The sequence below is a fragment of the Methanophagales archaeon genome (assembly GCA_021159465.1).
In the GTDB taxonomy this organism is placed as follows: Archaea; Halobacteriota; Syntropharchaeia; order Alkanophagales; family Methanospirareceae; genus G60ANME1.
The window spans coordinates 1-17,808 of the sequence record JAGGRR010000251.1; the positions used below are offsets into that span (position 1 = coordinate 1).

The window sequence follows — 17,808 nt, forward strand, 5'->3', positions numbered from 1 at the left end:
TATTTCAAAACTCAATATTTACCGGCATCTCTTATTTCTGATGGGACAATAAATATGACCGCTCTTATTGTTGCTCTATATTTTGAGAAGAAGCCATTTGTTATTATAGAAGAACCAGAGCGGAACATTCATCCGTCTCTTATTTCTAAAGTGGTGGAAATGATGAAAGATGTCACACAAACACAAAAAAAGCAGATTGTAGTTACTACTCATAACCCTGAATTTGTAAAGTATGCTGGGTTGGAAAATATTTTGCTTGTTTCTCGCAATGAAGATGGTTTTTCAACAGTTTCTCGACCAGCAGATAAAGAGGAAGTTAAAGCATTCTTAAAGAATGACATAGGTATTGAAGAGCTCTACATACAGAACTTGCTTGAGGTTTAGATATGCCCACTTATAAACTTCTGTTTATATGGGTTGAGGGAGATGACGATGAGAGGTTCTTTAATAAAGTATTAGTCCCAAAACTCCGGGAGAAGTATAGTGGCGTGAAGATTATAAAATATGCAACAATGAAGAGAGAAAAAGTAGATAATTTTATCAAAAGTATCAAAGCGATGGAGGCAGATTATATTTATTTGACGGATATCAACAACTCTCCTTGTGTTACCGCTAAAAAAGAAGAAATGCAGAAGAAACACCCGAATATTGATAATAATAAAATAATTGTCGTGATCAAGGAGATAGAAAGTTGGTATTTGGCAGGATTAGATAATAAGGTATGTAGACAACTCAAAATAAATAATTTTGCTGATACAGACAATGTTACTAAGGAAAAATTTAATGCCTTGATTCCTAAAAAGTTTACTTCCAGAATAGATTTTATGTCAGAAATCCTGAAAAAATTCTCTATTGAAATAGCAAAGCAGAAAAATAACTCCTTTCAATACTTTGTAGAGAAATATGATCGCTAAACTTATGGAGACTTATGGAGATATTGGCAACGTTGCCTAACAGCGGGTATGTAGTTCGCAGTCGCACACCCAAACCCTTACAGGCTTCGCATACCTGCAAAACGATAGGCGAAAGCGCTAAAATGAGGTGATAATATGGTAACAAGAAGATATAAAAAAAATCATAGCAAAGGCAAAATATTATTCATGGGACAGTTTGGAGTTTAGAGATAAATGGGGGAACGCCGGATGTAATAGGAAAGGGAGAACCACGCAAAGAACAGCCACAAATGCATTATCAGTGCTCTTATCTCGCCTATTTTCCGTATCAGAGAGCAATTCAATCACAGAAAGTCTTCTTGCATGTCTTGCATCTGAGTAGCGCAGTATTCTGCTTGCCATAGCGTTCCTTTAGCACGATGTTTCCCCCTCCTTTCTTTCCGTAATCTGGGCATGTCTCGTTTAGACAAAAGAATTCGTCTAAGTTCACTTCTCCCATTTCGTCAACCCCTTTGTATTTCCTATTGAAATATTGGATATAAATACCTGTAAAATGAGGAGACGCGACCCAATAATGGTGATCGTCGATGATTGCACATGAAAAAGCATCGGTCTGCCTGTCTGCCTATGTTTATAAAAGAGAGGAAAGTTACCGCAGATGATGTGATTAAAAGAGATGCCGGCAGAGAAGGGGGTGGAAGGATGTAGGGGGATTTGACGATGGTTTTGGAAGAGGTTATCTCAGCATACAATGATGCCCCACATCAAGTGCTGGATGATCTATCTCCAAATGAGTATGAGAAGAGGCTGATGTGTGTAGCATCTGGTTAACTATAACATATACATATGCTACATGAACTCATCCAGTGCCTTCTGCTTATTAGTCGTAGGGAAGAGCGACTCAACGTCTCGATTCAGCAATTCCAGTCGCTGCCTCGTGTATTCACTCAGGTGATACTCATCAGCTATGCGCAGTGATACCGATAGATATTTCTTTATTCCTGCAACGTGCACCGTAGGTAGTAGTTTCCCACCACATCGGCTGCACCTGCCCGTAAGTGGTACCCTCCGGTATTTCGCATTGCAGCGACTGCACCGTACCCTTTGTGAGCCGAACGCGCGGAGATTACCTTTTATATCACGCAGAAAATGGTTCTTTATCACCGTCTCTGCTACTTCCCGTGCATCCACCGCTCTTATAAGTCTTGCCAGCCTCAATTGTGCATTCACCTTGTCCATCATTGTACCCAGCGTCTTATATAGCGAGTTCAAAGGACCTGCTGCAATGTCCGTTGTATCATGCGTATAGCCGAACCTGTAAACATCACTCGGGTGGGCTATTCGCGTGGCTGCCGTCTCTATTGTAACTTCTTTTGGATGCTTACCCGAATCAGCCGCAAGATAGAAGTCCAGAGGGTATTCCCACATGACAGAGAGGTTATGTGCCTCTTTATCTACCTCCTTTGGGTTTATTATTGGTATGAGAACTAAAGGTGCATCCATTCTGCCCCCAATCTTATCAGGCAAGAAGGATAGCGAGAAATTCAGCAGTGCATCCAGCAGCAGAATTATTGAGTCCTCATCGCCGTCGCAGTTCCTTCGCTTCGCTGCATGGAAGAATGGATGTGCATAACAGGCTGAGGCACGTGTGAATCCTATTATCCTGCCCAATATCCCCGCGGAGGTGTGTGGTGCCAGTCCAAGCACAAACTGCCCAATCAGGTCTTCTTTAGCTCTTACATTGTAATAGCGTGGTATCTGATAGAACTTCTCCAGCAGATCGTCCAGGAACTTCGTAACACGAATGAGATATGGAACGGCATTAATAGAGATAATGATATCCTGCTGCTTCAACTCTACTATCTGCGTATCGCTTCTCAGCTCCTCACCTTTTATATCCTGCAAATAGCCAAGCTCTCGTGCTCGTTCAATGCTTAGTCCTATCTCTTTGGGCTTGAAATGCGTTAATGGTAGATTGGTAAAGTCATATCTTATCGTACCATCCTTATAGACAAAAGCGTTATATTTCGCTCTTAATATGCCCTTAGCAAGATGCTCAGGCACTTTGTTACCCGAAATGAGTCCGGTTACACATTTTACATCCTGTTTTGTCAAATCATGCTCATCTCCAAGTCTCTTTATTGCATCATGATAAAATTGGTACAGGTCTATACTCATACACATACTCCTCTTGCTACTGCTCCTGTTACTGATATTGCTATTGCTACTTCTTGCCGGGATTTTGAGATTGGAAGAGCCACATTTATCGCATAAGGAATAGCAAGATAGCGATACATTCCCACACTCCATGCATCTCTTCACTCCTACCTCTATATCTATCACCTTTGACTTCAACGCTTCCTTGAGTGACCTGTTTTTACCTCCTGCCTCGCCTACCGGGAAGATTGCATGTGGCGCGGGGGTCATCATTCTTTCTCTTGATTTCTCCGGTCTACCCATTCGCATACCGATTCTCGTCGGTGCTTTTGGCTTCTGTTTCAATCTCACCGATTCATCCTTCTTCAATCTCCCATCTATGCTTGTACCAATCCCCAGACCGCGGAGAAAAGCGGCAGGCTCCTCTATTACTATATAGCAGTAGCGGGCATTTCTGTCTCTACGAAAGGGAATAAGCAGGTCTTCTAAAATCGGTATCACTCTGTTGTTATCATCATCGGGTATGAGCAGTTTACCATCCTGCAGCGCACCGCTCTCACATATCCAGTCCGAGAGGAATTCCCTGTCTTCGCTACTTATATCCTCCCACAGGTATGTATATGCAGGATGCAACGGCAGGTCATAACGTAACGAGAGCGCAATTGCTTCTTCCTGTGTGGGTATCTTCGAGCGCCATATGGATGCCTCTTCCTTGGATTTCGCCTCTAATTCCTGCAGCCAGTATTCATGTGCATACGCACCAGGCTTTAATAATTGCCCGGTCTCCAAAAAGTCACCATAATCTATCAGTATCTCACCCAGGTCAACAATTTCTAATACTTCAGCAGTATCAATATCATCACAGCTTTCAAGCTTGCGGAGGTCTCCGTTCTTCAGTTTCACCACCGGTCCCTCAATGGAATCCACAGGCACAATACATGCAGCTTTGCCCGGTAGCTCTGGCTTTACCTGCGTACCGGGAGCGATGAACCCGAGCAGTGACATCGTAACCGGGTGCATTCCAATAGCAGCGAAGCCTGAGTTCCTCGCACGTCCATAACGAAGCCGAAAAGAGCCCTTATTCGCCGGACGCCCAAACACGGGTCTACCAGCAATCAAATCATCCAGAAACGCTTTCTTCTTGGTCTCCCTCTTGCTCTTTATCAGTCTATCCAGCCACTCCCAACCTTCAATGCCGAGCTTCTCCACATATCGCTTTAGCTTCGGCGCCTTCATCGCTATACCCTCTGTGAGTACAAGTACCATCCCCCCTCTTATCCTGTTCGTCGCCACCCTCTCAAGGTCTTTATAGGCATCCACCTCCTTATCCTCCGTCGGGTCACCATCTATGCATATCGGGCAGTTCCTCACTATCTCCCTTACCTCATCATCCGATGGTGTATATTGCAAGCCACTTATGCGTGCATAAGCTGATACCTCCAGTACATAGCGCCATATCTCCTCATCTCGTGGTGAATACGCCGCAAATCCCATCCGCTTCCTTATATAGTCGGCAGCAAGTACAGAGAGTGCCTGTGCGGTGCCTCCTGCACTTCTTATTGGACCTGAATAGAATAGCTTTATGTATTCTGTGGAATCATCGTTCCTCCCAACCTCTATACGCGATATTCCATCCAGTGGTGCAGCGACCACACCTTCTGTGAGAATAGCCACTGAGGTCCTGACCGCTTTCTCAATGACCTCATAGCGCTTGTAATTCCCGAACTTAGCAGCAGCGAAATCGAGTGCGATCCTTAATGCAACCTCCTCCCTGCCATAACCCTTGTGCTCCAATTCCCTTATCCTCGCACCCACACCTTTTATCCCTATTAATGCCTCCACTCGCTCTGCAATGTCCTTCGTTACCTTTATTTCAGGCTGTAGAGCAGGATCAAGACCCTTCCTCCTCGCTCGCTTCGCTATTTCAAGTTCGTTCGCTAAGCCCTTCTTCAGTATCTCATGATACTGGTTCTTGCTCTTCAAATTCTCTGTCATCATTAATCAATCATTGCCGATTATATTCATAATGGTAGGGTAAGGAAAAGGAAGAAAAGTTCGTTTTTATTTTCGGTTTTTAGAGATACTTCTATTGTCTATTCTATTTTTTATATGTAATAAGACATCAGTAAATAATATAATGGATAACAGAGTGATCTTGGCTATTGTAGTAGCATCTGCTATATTATTGAGCCAGAGTCTTCCCCTCGCTGCTGCTGTTGGGCTAAAAGATAGGACGCATGTGCATGTAATAGTGATATTTAAGGACAAACCTGACTCACAATTGATACAGAGATATCAGGGAGGGGTAAACTACCGGTACAAGCTAATTCCCGCGGTTGCTGCTTCGCTACCGAAGAATGCCATTACGAGATTAAAGAAGAACCCGAATATAGCATATATAGAACGCGATTATGAGATATCTATAACAGAGACAGAGACTCTACCCTGGGGTGTTGATAGGATAAATGCGGAAATGGTATGGAACGGTGCTGATGGCGGAACAGAGGTAATAAAAGGTCGAGATGCTGGTTCAGGCATCAATATCTCCATTATAGACACTGGGATAGATTATAATCACCCTGATTTGGCACCCAATTATAAGAGTGGCTATGATTTCGTGAACGATGACGATGACCCGATGGATGATAACGGTCATGGTACACATTGTGCGGGTATTATTGCAGCGGCGTTTAACCGGAAGGGAATCATAGGTGTAGCACCAGAGGCGAATCTGTATGCGGTTAAGGCACTGGACAGTAAAGGTAAAGGATACGTTAGTGATGTAATAGCGGGAATTGAGTGGTCCGTGAATCACAAAATGGCTATCATCTCCATGAGTATGGGTTCAACTTCTGATTCGACTGCATTGCGTGAGGCTTGTGAGAAAGCGTATAAAGCAGGAGTGTTGCTCGTCGCGTCGGCAGGTAATAAAGGCTCTGGTAAGGATAAGGATATGGATACCGTGACTTATCCGGGTAGATACGACTCTGTAATTGCCGTTGCCGCAATAGATAAACATAACAGGCGAGCGAGCTTCTCCAGCACCGGTCCTGAGGTTGAACTTGCAGCGCCCGGCGTTAGGATATATTCAACATATCCGGAGGATAGATACAGTATAAAGAGTGGCACTTCTATGGCTTGCCCACATGTCACGGGCACTGCTGCTCTTGTCTGGCATGCACACCCTGAATATAACAACACCCAGCTAAGAGAGCGATTACATGATACAGCAGAGGACCTGGGTCCGGAAGGTAAAGATAACGAGTATGGATATGGCATGGTGAATGCGGGAGAGGCAGTTTATGTGAAAGCGCAAGATACTGATACTACTCCGCCCGGGAGCATCAGCAATTTAGAAGCCTCCTCTGTTGGCGATACCTGGATAAGATGGGATTGGGAGAACCCCCAGGATACTGATTTTGGCTATACCATGCTTTTCCTGAATGGCACCTGGATTGCTAACACCTCTAACACGTACTATTATGCTCGCGGACTCACACCAAATACCTCTTATAGCATTGGTACACATACAGTGGATGTCTCGGGTAATGTGAATGAGACATGGGTGAACCAAACAGTGAAGACAAAAAACACAACGATATCCGCCCCCATCTCCTCTTCTTCATCAATACCACATATATCCTATATATCCTATAAACCACCCTCTCTAAATAGCTTCTCGAGCTTTAAACCCTCTTTAAGCTGGAAAAAGCCGTCATTCTCATATCCTTCTGTTGATGTATACCGGAAAATACGGATGTACAATAATAACAATAATAATTATAATCAGCGCACGTATTTCCGGAACGATGCGAGTACGAGTGCAATCAAAAAGATGAACAAGGAGCTTTTTTATCAGTATGTGAAAGATGTGCAGGAGTATACAGATACGAAACGGTACCGTTTACGACCCGAGGAATGGAATAGACGGTGAGGAAATGGACATTTTCATCGCCAATGGTAAGCTTGTGGAGGAGGCGAGTCCAAAACCTGAGGTTGTGATAGATGCAAGGGGGAAGGCAGTTGTACCTGGAGGGATAGATGTGCACGGACATGTTGCCACATACGGACTTAATTTGACGAGATTTACCTTTGGATTCCCGACCCTGGGTCAGATAGGAGACATCTATGCCAGGATGGGCTACACGCACGTGAATGAGCCGTTAATGACCCTGAACACCGCGAGTTATGTACACCATGAGCTCTCTGGCATTCCTATTGTTGATACCTCCGCATTCCTCGTGCTCACTTTGCATGATATAGAGAAGGGGATAAGAGAGGGGGACAGAGAAGGAGTAAAGAGGCTTATACTTCATCTCTTAGGCATTACCAAAGCGTTAAATGCGAAGTTATACGATGTAGAAGTTAGATACGAGAAGAGAGGTTTCTTTTATCGTGATATCCCAATTCATAGATGCTTGAATTTCTTCCATGAGCTCTCACCACTGCGAGATGGAATGCCAGGGATACAATTGAGAACATATCCCGAGCTGTTAGAGGAGGATACGAAATTTTTAACCGCTTTCTGTCTGGCTGATATTGCATCGGGCATAGATAATGAAGAGCGGTATGAAGCGGCACTGGCGGTACTGAAGAGAGGAGGCTGTGTAGATTTGGGTATTACTATCCCGGTATTGGAGGGTATGGGGAATATGAGGATAGGGTATGAGAATGAGGCAGCGAGTTCCAGTTCCAATTTCATCAGCATGGATATAGGACTGGAAAAGCCATTGATATACTCAAGGATTGAGAATAAAAGTAAGAGTGAAACTGAAAGTAATAATATAGATAAAAGAGTGTATTACTCTTTATCATTCGCGCTCGATGCCCTGAAATACTATAAAAATATCTCATTCTCCACTGATAGCTCCAATGGTTGCTTGTTCTACGCTTATCCCGGTATATTTGCAGCCCTGTTGAGCCACGATAATAGGACAGAGCTGGTGAAAGAGGAACTCCCTCATGATGAGTACTCGATGTATGAGCTCGTAGCGATAACGCGTGAGAATCCGGCAAGACAGCTTGGATTGGGCGATAATAAAGGGCATCTGGGTACGGGCGCAGATGCCGATATTGCAATATACGATATAGGCGAGGATACAGGGATAAAAGATTTGGAGAAGCGATTGCACTCCTGTTTATACCTTTTGAAAGGAGGAGAAGTGGTAATAAGAGAAGGAGAGCTTATCAACGGTAGAGTGAAGAAGAGGACACTGTTCTTACCAGAGCGAGGAGAAGAAGAAAAAGAAGCGAGTGAGGACGAACTGACAGCGGAAGTACTCAGCCGAAGATCGTTTCGGGCTGAACATCTGAACGTGGACGATTGCTTTTTGTCATTCCATACATATCATGAATAGAACCTGATGGCAGGAATCCAGTCATAATAGACCTTTCCATTTATATCTTTAAATTCGCTGCATTTGATGGTTGAGCCATCCAGGCTCTTATGCTCCCGTTTATGAATTATTTGTGGGTAAGACCCTGTACTGATGATGTATCTGTACTGATGCCCTTTTAATAATCTGATGCCGGGATTACCAGTAGCAGCATCATACAATGTTATATTATGCCAGTCGCTATGACCATGATAGCCTTTCCAGAACCCTGTTGCTATGGGTTCGCTATTATCACCCTCATAGAGCGCAATGGACTCAGTGTGCCCTTCGGTTCCGGTACAGGGATAGGTGTACAGTTTGCTGATGTGCATATCCTGCCGGGGAATGATCACCCCCTTATGTATGCCAGAAATGCTTGGATACGTTCCATAGTCAGAGCCAGTATCAAAGGATATATTAGTATTATCCAATTTTATCAGCCAGAAATCTAAAGAGCTATCGGATGAGAACGAGAAAGTGGATCCGGCAAGGATGTAACCCCCATCTGCTGTCTGCTGTATTGCACGTGAATCATCATAACTGGCATTACCAAAAGTCATATTCCAGAGTTCTTCGCCTCCAGAATCAGTCTTTACCAGCCACGCATCTGCATTCCCAGCACCATATGACCCTGTACGTCCCGTGAAGAGATAGCCGTCATCCGGAGTGGGCTGCACTGCCCATGCTTCATCATTGCTGGCACCACCGAAAGTCATATTCCAGAGTTCTTTTCCTTCTGAATTGGTCTTCACCAACCACGCATCTTCACTACCTGCACCATATGATAAAGTTACACCAGCAAGGATATAGCCACTATCCGGGGTGAGCTGTACTGCCAGTGCTGCATCATTACCGGCACCACCGAAAGTCATATTCCAGAGTTCTTTTCCTTCTGAATTGGTCTTCACCAACCACGCATCTTCACTACCTGCACCATATGATAAAGTTACACCAGCAAGGATATAGCCACTATCCGGGGTGAGCTGTACTGCCAGTGCTGCATCATTACCGGCACCACCGAAAGTCATATTCCAGAGTTCTTTTCCTTCTGAATTGGTCTTCACCAACCACGCATCTTTTTTGCCTGCACCATATGATAAAGTTACACCAGCGAAGATATAGCCACCATCCGGAGTGAGCTGCACTGCCCGCGCTTCATCATATTCGACACCACCGAAAGTCATATTCCAGAGTTCTTTTCCGTTCGAATCGGTCTTCACCAACCACGCATCTTCACTACCTGCACCATATGATAAAGTTGCACCAGCGAGGATATAGCCACCATCCGTCGTCTGCTGCACCGCATACGCCCAATCCTGGTCAGAATGCCCAAATGTCTTATTCCAGATTTTTATTCCGTTTGAATCGGTCTTCACCAGCCATGCATCTGATAAGCCATTGCCGGGTGAAAACGTGATACCGGCGAGGATATAGCCGCCATCTGTTGTCTGCTGCACCGCATACGCCTGATCATGGGAGTCCCCTCCGAATGTCTTTGCCCACGTCCGCTCTCCGCTTGAGCTGGTCTTCACCAGTAGAGCATCGCTGTTCTTACTACTGTATTGCACAACACCAGCGAGGATATAGCCCCCGTCTGCTGTCTGCTGCACCGCATATGATGTATCATCGTAATTCCGATACGCAGTGAAGGTCCTGTTCCATGTCTCTCTCAGTATACCTGTACCTGTACCCGTACCCGTACCGGTAGTTACACTTACCAGGGTAGGGCTTGCCTGCAAGAACAGGAACAGGAAAACGGATGTAATAATGATAATAATGGTAAAGAGAGAGAGAGCTCGTTTCATGTCGTCATTCACCATCCCCTTCGCTCTGAAGGCATTGGAATTGAGAATAAGCCAGCAGGTCCTTTGTGGCTTTCCTCACCGCCTCTTCTGAATTGTATCGCTGTTTCCAGCCCAGTTTACGCAATTTCGTGGCATCGAGTAGCATAACAGGCACGTCACCCGTCCAGCCACGTCTTCCACCTGTGAATTTAAATTCTGGCGATGCATGCATCTCAGTACATACAATCTCTGCTATTCGCCTCACACTGATCATGTCATTCGTGCCTATGTTGAATATATGGACTCGCTTCGCATTTGCATCTGCATCAGTATCAGAATCAGTATCCTCAAAACCTGCAAACATCGCATCTATACAATCATCTATGTAGATATAAGATTTTGTCTGGTTACCATCACCCAGGATTTCCAGCTCATCTGGATTGCGCATTATTTTATTTATAAAGTCATAAATCACGCCATGAGAAGCTCTCCTGCCTATCACATTCGCGAACCGGTATATCCAGGAATGCATACCAAAGGTATGGCAATAGGAAGCGATTAAAGCCTCACAGGCGAGTTTTGAAGCGCCGTAAAGAGATATAGGTATAGTAGGGTATTCTTCTGGGGTGGGAAGCACAGTCGCCTCACCGTAAACGGTGGAAGTGGAAGTGAATACAATTCGTTTCACACCTCTCCGCCTCATTGCCTCCAGCACGTTATAAGTGGCGATGACGTTCTGCTCCAGATGAACTCTCGTATCTACTACACCTATCCGTACTTCAGGATTCGCAGCAAGGTGCCAGACCTCCTCGATACCATTGAAGAAATCCTCTATCTCGTCATTGCGGATGTCCACCCTGTGAAACTGGAAGTTAGCATCATCTCTTTCTATATGTGCACTTATATTGGCTCTGTTACCGCTACTGAGGTCGTCGAGTACCACTACTTCATTCCTCAATGCCAGTAACCTATCAACCACGTGTGAGCCGATAAAACCTGCACCACCTGTTACCAGTACCCTCATACTCATACTCATATGCACCCTTTATCCTTTATCCCTTATCCCTTAACCTTTATCGGACTTGTAGAATAATAGTAGTGAGTATAAATATCATATTATCATTTCATGGGCGAAAATAGCCCAAGAGGTTGCTGAGTAACTTCCCCTCCCCCTATATAACTTTAAATAGGAACGATAATATTTTTTCTACAAGCTCTATCATAAATAAGATAAAATAACATAAGTAAATCGGAAGGTTCAAAAGATGAGTTAATTTAGTTTGAATTTAAATAGAGAAGAAATGAGTAAAAGAGTTTATTTTGGGATGAGAATTTTGATGAGAATTCCATTATATGTTCTGATTCTGATATTTGCAACAGCTTTAGTCTCTGTTTCCGCAGCAGAAGCTTTTGACCTATACAATTTCGTAGATGAACGAGTAGATATTTACAATGAGGATGTAGGGGTATTGCAGGAGGACCCCCTCTCTAATGCATTAATCAAGATTTTTGGAGATCAGAGGATTGCGGTTCACGCTGAAGACCAAACAATCGGCTTAATTATAAGTGAGGGTATGGTAGAGAGAGTAACTCGTGATGAACTTCCGAAGACCACGGTTGATGTGTATACCGATGCGAAAACGCTGAGAGAGATAGAGAGTGTAGACGATTTTAAGAGGGCGTGGTTTGAAGGAAGGATAAGCATAAAATGGCGTAATCCTTTAGCTAACCTGATTCAAGGCTTGGTTCTTTTTGTTGTACATAACCCTGGGACTACCACAGCGGCAGGAGCGGCTGGATTTTCAGTGTTTAGTTTCTTCTTTTACCATACTGGCAATTTCGACGCAATGACCAGGAAGATGTATCCCGCATTCCTATTATTAACCGGGCGAAGACCTGAGGCACCTGTTAGTGAAGAGGGTACAAAAATGATGCACATTAAATATAAGTGGAAAGGGAAAGGCTATATGATGAAAAGGGGGTACCATAGGCTTTTGATTGCTCATAGTTATATATTCAGTTATGAGTTAGTGCCTGCTGGGGAGATAAAAGGAGCCACAATAAAATTGAGATACAGCAAGGATAAACTTGAAATAGATGATGATACCTACTCTACGAAGCTTCCAGCGTCAAAAATACACCATGTTGAGCCTAAAGAAGGAGGAATACCTGAGCTAAAGTCAGAAGTAACGGATTTTATAATTATGGATGTGGTTTACGAAAACGGGACAAAGGAGGAGGGCGTTGCAAAAATTCCAATTACTATTAACCGATTTATAGTTGATAGTATACCCTATTCAGTCGGCAGGATGATTACATGGTTGTCATCGCTACAATTTGGTGGAACCGCACTTATTGTGATAGTGGTTTATAAGGTTCTCTCGATAGTAAAGTGACTAACTTTATCCCCAAGCCTATTCAGTAAAATATCTCTTGATCTCTCAGTACTACATTCCTTTGGCTCGTTTTAGAGGCGCACGAACAGATCACACCACAGTAACCTCAATGCTTATATATTCCGCAGGATTGTGAGTAAATGAGGTGGTAAAGACCTTAATCCAAAGGGAAGTGGAAGTAAATGTGAAGTGAACTTCGGATATACCGGGGTTATATGAGAAACGGCGGCATAAAGCTCATAATGAGAGATGGAGGAGATAAACTATGATTAGAATAATAATTTCCGTTTGCCATATTCCTTCATGGATTAATCCATCTGCTTGGATTCGTGAAGGAATGGAAGTTAGCTCAGGTAAAACAACTAACCGGAGAAACACTTCACACTATTTCTTTATTGGGCGGTTTATCTAAAATAATAGGAATACTCTGGTTGATTGCTTGTTTACTTTTCATTCTTTCTGCGGGTAACATATTTGTTTTGTTGAGAAAAGAATAGTAACTGCGGAAATGATTGATGAACTACCTCCTGTGGTGCAGAGGTGGCTTAAGCGCTCCAATATTGTTGGAAAAGAAATCATTCAGATCGCACATCAGAAACAGAGCGGTGAAATGAAAACCAGACCTGAGGGCAGCTGGATGTCCGTGGATGCAGAATAATATACCGTCACAAATCATTACAGCTCAGCTAAGAAGAATTACAAGGAATTCGAAGGTATCAGGGTGCCGATAATTCTCTCTGTATCGAGAGTTTTTGCTTTCGATAGCTACTTTTAAAGTTTGATTCTTCAAGGAAGATCCGCCTGTAGCCTGTGATAACTGAAAAATGGGAATTCGGTACTAAGTACTAAATTAGATGATTGGAACTATCTATGCGCTATATAATGCGTTCTAAATATAAAATCCCCTGAAAGGGTTTTGTTCTCTATTCCTTTTCCTAGCCTACGTTACTGTCGGAACTACTGATTACCTGACCTCATCCGCCCCATATCGCATACGGTCCAGCAACTCCTGCTTCTTACCCGCGTTCCATCCACTCACTGATTGCAGATAGCCCGTTATTCTCGATATATAATCTAAATTACGAGAATGGCAGTTTTCACACTCTTCCTTCAAACCCATCGTTACATGCGAGCAATCCATGCATACGGTCATATCTTTTGTGAACGCGAAATAACCCGTTTGTGTCTTCGTTGCTATCTTCATTGCCAGGCTCTTTACCCCTCGCCAGTCGGGATACCCCTCGCCGAGGAAAATGTGCATGATATCACCACCATCAACAATAGGAAAGAAGATATGCTCAATACTTATTCGCCTGGCGAGAGAGATATCGGCATTCGGGGGTACATGAGTACCGTTGGTGTAATAAACCGGTAAATCCCTCGTCTTGCCTATTAGCTCTAAAGCCTGAGACAGGTCACCTTTCACTACTGTCATTGCCTTCTCTCTGAACTCTTTATTCAGCAGATCGGCTACTGCGAATCGCTGTGCCACTGTCTCCGCGGGTGTGCGTGAGAAGCTAATCTCAAAACCTTCACGTTCTGTCTGTTCTTTCACATACAGTTCCATCTCGGTCATAGCACGAACTGCGAGCCGTAAAGCGCCTTTATCCTCATGCATCTGCTTGCCATAGTGGTACTGCACCATCTCATTTATCCCTACCACTCCCACGATATACACAAGTTCATCTAAATAGACAGCGACATCGCCCTTTTCACCTGTATAAGGGTCTTTTGGGCGCTGTGTGGCAAAAGGCATTCGCCCTGCTTTCACTATCTTATCCATCCATTGCTTCTTCACTTTGAAGGTATCTATTGCGAGATCAATCTGTTTCTTTAACTCCCCAAATAACTTATCATCGTCTCTTTCTGCACGATATGCCGCTCTCGGACAGTTTATTGTTATCACCTGCCATCCGCCCATCGAGAAATGCTTGCCATTTCGGAAATACATCTTATCGTTGAACCCTTCATCATCTGGAGATGTCTTGAACGAATATGCGCAGCACTGATAGCAGGAAACCCCCTCGCCTGCACCACGGTACTCCGGTATCTTATTATCGAAGTAGGGCGTGCCATACTCAGCAGCGAGTTTAAATGCAAGGTCGTAGAGCTCACCCCAGGTAGGCAATTCAGGATGTTTCTTATTAAACTCCTCATCCTCCCCCAGGAATTGTGGCTCTATCGCCACCTCCGGCTTCGGGAAGTTGAATGGTTTACCCCAATAATCACCCTTAAGCATGACATTCATGAGCGCTTTGAACGCCAGACGCACCTCACGTTCAAATTCACCGTATGTCCTCAGTGGTGCCTGTTCCCCATTCCAGACCGCGCCTTTATAAACCACTGGTTTATCACGCCATATCTTCGGTACGCCAGGTGTGAGCTGGACGGAACTGAAGACCAGTTGCCCACCACGCGCCACCTGCATCTGTGTCATTTCATATATAAACATCTGCATGAGCTGTTCTATCTCTTCATACGATAGCCCTTCAAGATAAGGTGCAATAAATACGAGGAAATTGAAGAACCCCTGCCCGCCTGCAAAATTCGTCTGCGCGGAACCAAGTATCTTAACAGCATGGAGGATAGCAACTTCCGGCTTCTTCGCCGGTCCTGCTACTGACGCCTTTGTACCTGTACCATCAGGCATCAGCCCGTAATAGAAGAAGTAGCGTAAATCCCAGTCCTGACAGAACCCGCGTGTACCAAAATATTCAAGGTCGTGTATATGTAAGTCCCCACTCAGATGCGCATCCGCTAACTTCGGCGGCAGTAGCAACAAATATTGCTCTTTGCATATCTTATCCGCTTTCTTCTTATGCGAGGTCTCCGCATTATCCTGTAGATTCGCATTCTCATTTGCTTCAAAACCCTCGCCTATATCTATGAGGTGGGCATCATAGACCGGCGTGCCCACACGAGTACATACATTTCGCCATTCCAGCTTTTTGTACTCCTCCAGTAAGATCTGGTTTACTATCTCGCGCACGAGAGGACCTGATAGCTGTGTTATACCCATCGTTTTTATCTTCGATTCCGCCCTCTTCGCTATATCCCGCGCCTCCTCCTCGTTTATCCCGGGGCACCCATAAAAATCCTCACTCAGTTTCGTCTCACGTAAAAGTTGATTCACTATCGCATCCCTATCCCAATCCAGGATATGGCCATCGCTGGTTCTTACTTTCGGGAACCGCAATGCCATACCATCCAGAGTCGTCTGTATCGTATCCTTATCCTTACCAAATCGTTTTCTCATTTCTATCTTCTATACCTCCTCAATTTTCTCCTTCTTTCCCTTCATCAATCAATTTTTTAAGCGTTTCCACCTTCAAATCCTCACCATCAAATAGCTCCTCATGAGTGATAAATGTAGAACCAACCTGGAGAACGGGAGTAATAAGCGTGAATACACCGTTCATTCTCAGTTCGGTGAGTGCTTCAGGAGTTGTAATATCCACATCTTCATATTTCACGCCTGCCGCAGCTAAAAAATCCTTCACCTGCTTGCAATGCGGACAAACTTTTGTTGAATAGACTCTTATCATCTTCCCTCTATATCTACCTTTATCCCTATTTTTACTTTTTATTGTACATCTCTATTGATTTGTATTAAATTGGATTGAATTACAAAATAAAGTTTTCTGATACTTTTCTGGTGGAGAATGGCTCATGAATTTTATAAAAAAACTTTCTTTCAAAAAGGAAGCTTTACCAAAGAAATATTATACTTTACTTTATGGAGGCTGTCCAACAATTACCCAAATTACATATGAATTGCCTTTACCCATATAAAAAGCGATAAGGGGGATAATATAGTGGGGGATTGCGATAGATGAAGAGGAGGACAGGCTCTATGGTGATAAGAGGAGTGATGAGCTCCCTCCAGAACTCGACACACAGGAGAAGATTCGTAAGAATATAGAGGAGATTGAAAAAGACTCTGGTAAGCTATTGAATAGCACTGCGGTGAATATTATAGAGCAATATGCGCTTGGCGATGAGCAGGGTAAGGAGTAGGTCATAGAGAAGCTCGATAGGGCAGAGGAGGAGCTAAATAGAGATGGACAGAGCGCTGTAAGTATAACTGACCCTGAAGCAAAGTTCATGAAGAACAAGAAGGAGCGGAGCGAATTGAACGGTCATACGCTTAACTCACAAATCACCGTAGACCACGATTACTTCAGCGGCGCAAACCTGCGGTATCTGGAGCAAAAAGGGCTGGATGGCTATATCCTGGACAGGTATGCACGGCTCATAATTAGAAGGTAATGTGGACTAAAATGGCAGGAAAAGTGGCTGTCCTGGGTAAGATTGGGGATTTAATTGCCAATTCGGCATCTGAACTCGGGAACTTTTTGGATTTCGTGCAATGCTTAACTCTATGTATCGTTAATTAAGAATGAATTGCGGGACAATCTCTAATGGTTTGTAAAACGAAAACAAATGGTGAAGAGGAAGTAATAGGGAAGTGAATTCTGCGTAAAGCGTTCGAGAATATTCCACCAACTGAAATTATCTGGAGAAGAAAGGAAGAGACTGATATATCTCGCGGGACTGATAAATTATCACAGATTGTAGATTGTTTCTTCGAGAATGTCGGATGCGGAATTCGAACAAATATCAAAAGAGATAGGGTAGCCAGCCTTGAGGAGGCTTATTATTATAATATGATATTATAAGATGATGAAGCGGTAAATATGATCCCATCAGAAATTTGGGCTTTGATAGGTGTGGCAGTAGGGAGTGTTTTAACATTTATGTTTGAGTTAATTAGAGATCGGAGAAGAGAGAAAGAAACAAAGGGAAAATATTTAAAAGATCTCTTAGCAGATTTAGAATATAACAAAAGTCTGGCTGAAAGAGATATAACCTATGGTTATCATACTTTAGGTTATACTGATGCTAAAGAATCGAAATATTTACCTGACCTACCCCAAAGAAATACGGACCGATACTGATACTATTCAACGTATAATTTTGGTCTATCGGTTACAAGAGTTCCCATCATTATCATTAACAGCTACAAGTGCAGTAGGGATTACAGGTGATAGCGTATATTCTCCATTAAGATTAGAGGCGGTAAAGAGGTTGAAAGTGCTTTTAGAACATGTAATTCCAAAGCTAATAAGTTATCTGAGGGAAGAAAAGATAATTTAATCAGCTTTTCGATCAATCCCGGCGGCATTTCATCAAAGGCATGGTA

14 protein-coding genes are annotated in these 17,808 nt (G+C 43.7%); 8 read left to right on the forward strand and 6 right to left on the reverse strand.

The window, feature by feature from the left end; genetic code table 11:
• Together J7J01_10285 and J7J01_10290 are read left to right on the forward strand one after the other, a co-directional pair.
• On the forward strand, nucleotides 1–384 hold a 384-nt coding region (locus J7J01_10285; GenBank protein ID MCD6211245.1), incomplete at its 5' end, for an ATP-binding protein.
• A gap of 2 nt (nucleotides 385–386) precedes the next feature.
• Nucleotides 387–914: a hypothetical protein gene (locus J7J01_10290; GenBank protein MCD6211246.1), complete on the forward strand. Its 528-nt coding sequence runs from the start codon at nucleotides 387–389 to the stop codon at nucleotides 912–914.
• A gap of 319 nt (nucleotides 915–1,233) precedes the next feature.
• Here the strand turns inward: J7J01_10290 and J7J01_10295 are convergent, their stop codons facing one another.
• Both J7J01_10295 and J7J01_10300 read right to left on the reverse strand, forming a co-directional pair.
• Nucleotides 1,234–1,392: a hypothetical protein gene (locus tag J7J01_10295; GenBank protein MCD6211247.1), complete on the reverse strand. Its 159-nt coding sequence runs from the start codon at nucleotides 1,390–1,392 to the stop codon at nucleotides 1,234–1,236.
• A 350-nt stretch (nucleotides 1,393–1,742) separates the two neighbouring features.
• The gene (locus J7J01_10300; GenBank protein MCD6211248.1) at nucleotides 1,743–5,048 is read right to left on the reverse strand and encodes a DNA polymerase II large subunit; all 3,306 of its coding nucleotides are present in this window, start codon (nucleotides 5,046–5,048) and stop codon (nucleotides 1,743–1,745) included.
• 139 nt (nucleotides 5,049–5,187) lie between these two features.
• Between J7J01_10300 and J7J01_10305 the strand changes: the two genes are divergently transcribed.
• Both J7J01_10305 and J7J01_10310 read left to right on the forward strand, forming a co-directional pair.
• Nucleotides 5,188–6,984 carry a S8 family serine peptidase gene (locus tag J7J01_10305; protein MCD6211249.1) on the forward strand — a complete coding sequence of 599 codons (1,797 nt, stop codon included), beginning with the start codon at nucleotides 5,188–5,190 and terminating at the stop codon, nucleotides 6,982–6,984.
• Nucleotides 6,920–8,407 (forward strand): amidohydrolase family protein, encoded by a 1,488-nt coding sequence (locus tag J7J01_10310; protein MCD6211250.1) that lies wholly within the window; start codon nucleotides 6,920–6,922, stop codon nucleotides 8,405–8,407. The genes J7J01_10305 and J7J01_10310 overlap by 65 nt, the downstream gene beginning before the upstream one ends.
• On the opposite strand, the gene J7J01_10315 is transcribed toward J7J01_10310, so the two are convergent.
• Nucleotides 8,398–10,245, reverse strand: a complete 1,848-nt coding sequence (locus J7J01_10315; GenBank protein MCD6211251.1) for a hypothetical protein — start codon at nucleotides 10,243–10,245, stop codon at nucleotides 8,398–8,400. The two genes, J7J01_10310 and J7J01_10315, sit on opposite strands and share 10 nt — an antisense overlap.
• Nucleotides 10,235–11,245 carry a GDP-mannose 4,6-dehydratase gene (locus J7J01_10320; GenBank protein MCD6211252.1) on the reverse strand — a complete coding sequence of 337 codons (1,011 nt, stop codon included), beginning with the start codon at nucleotides 11,243–11,245 and terminating at the stop codon, nucleotides 10,235–10,237. Before J7J01_10320 ends, J7J01_10315 begins: the two co-directional genes overlap by 11 nt.
• Nucleotides 11,246–11,510: 265 nt before the next feature.
• On the opposite strand from J7J01_10320, the gene J7J01_10325 reads away from it, so the two are divergent.
• Together J7J01_10325 and J7J01_10330 are read left to right on the forward strand one after the other, a co-directional pair.
• Nucleotides 11,511–12,605 carry a hypothetical protein gene (locus J7J01_10325; protein ID MCD6211253.1) on the forward strand — a complete coding sequence of 365 codons (1,095 nt, stop codon included), beginning with the start codon at nucleotides 11,511–11,513 and terminating at the stop codon, nucleotides 12,603–12,605.
• 508 nt (nucleotides 12,606–13,113) lie between these two features.
• On the forward strand, nucleotides 13,114–13,263 hold the full coding sequence (locus J7J01_10330) for a hypothetical protein (GenBank protein MCD6211254.1): 150 nt from the start codon (nucleotides 13,114–13,116) through the stop codon (nucleotides 13,261–13,263).
• Nucleotides 13,264–13,569: 306 nt separating this feature from the next.
• On the opposite strand, the gene nrdD is transcribed toward J7J01_10330, so the two are convergent.
• Nucleotides 13,570–15,861 carry an anaerobic ribonucleoside-triphosphate reductase gene (gene nrdD, locus J7J01_10335; protein MCD6211255.1) on the reverse strand — a complete coding sequence of 764 codons (2,292 nt, stop codon included), beginning with the start codon at nucleotides 15,859–15,861 and terminating at the stop codon, nucleotides 13,570–13,572.
• Nucleotides 15,862–15,880: 19 nt separating this feature from the next.
• On the reverse strand, nucleotides 15,881–16,150 hold the full coding sequence (locus tag J7J01_10340; GenBank protein MCD6211256.1) for a glutaredoxin family protein: 270 nt from the start codon (nucleotides 16,148–16,150) through the stop codon (nucleotides 15,881–15,883).
• Nucleotides 16,151–16,709: 559 nt separating this feature from the next.
• Here J7J01_10340 and J7J01_10345 point away from each other — a divergent pair.
• Nucleotides 16,710–16,874: a hypothetical protein gene (locus J7J01_10345; protein ID MCD6211257.1), complete on the forward strand. Its 165-nt coding sequence runs from the start codon at nucleotides 16,710–16,712 to the stop codon at nucleotides 16,872–16,874.
• Between the two features lie 428 nt (nucleotides 16,875–17,302).
• The gene (locus J7J01_10350) at nucleotides 17,303–17,563 is read left to right on the forward strand and encodes a hypothetical protein (protein ID MCD6211258.1); all 261 of its coding nucleotides are present in this window, start codon (nucleotides 17,303–17,305) and stop codon (nucleotides 17,561–17,563) included.
• Nucleotides 17,564–17,808 lie beyond the last annotated feature (245 nt).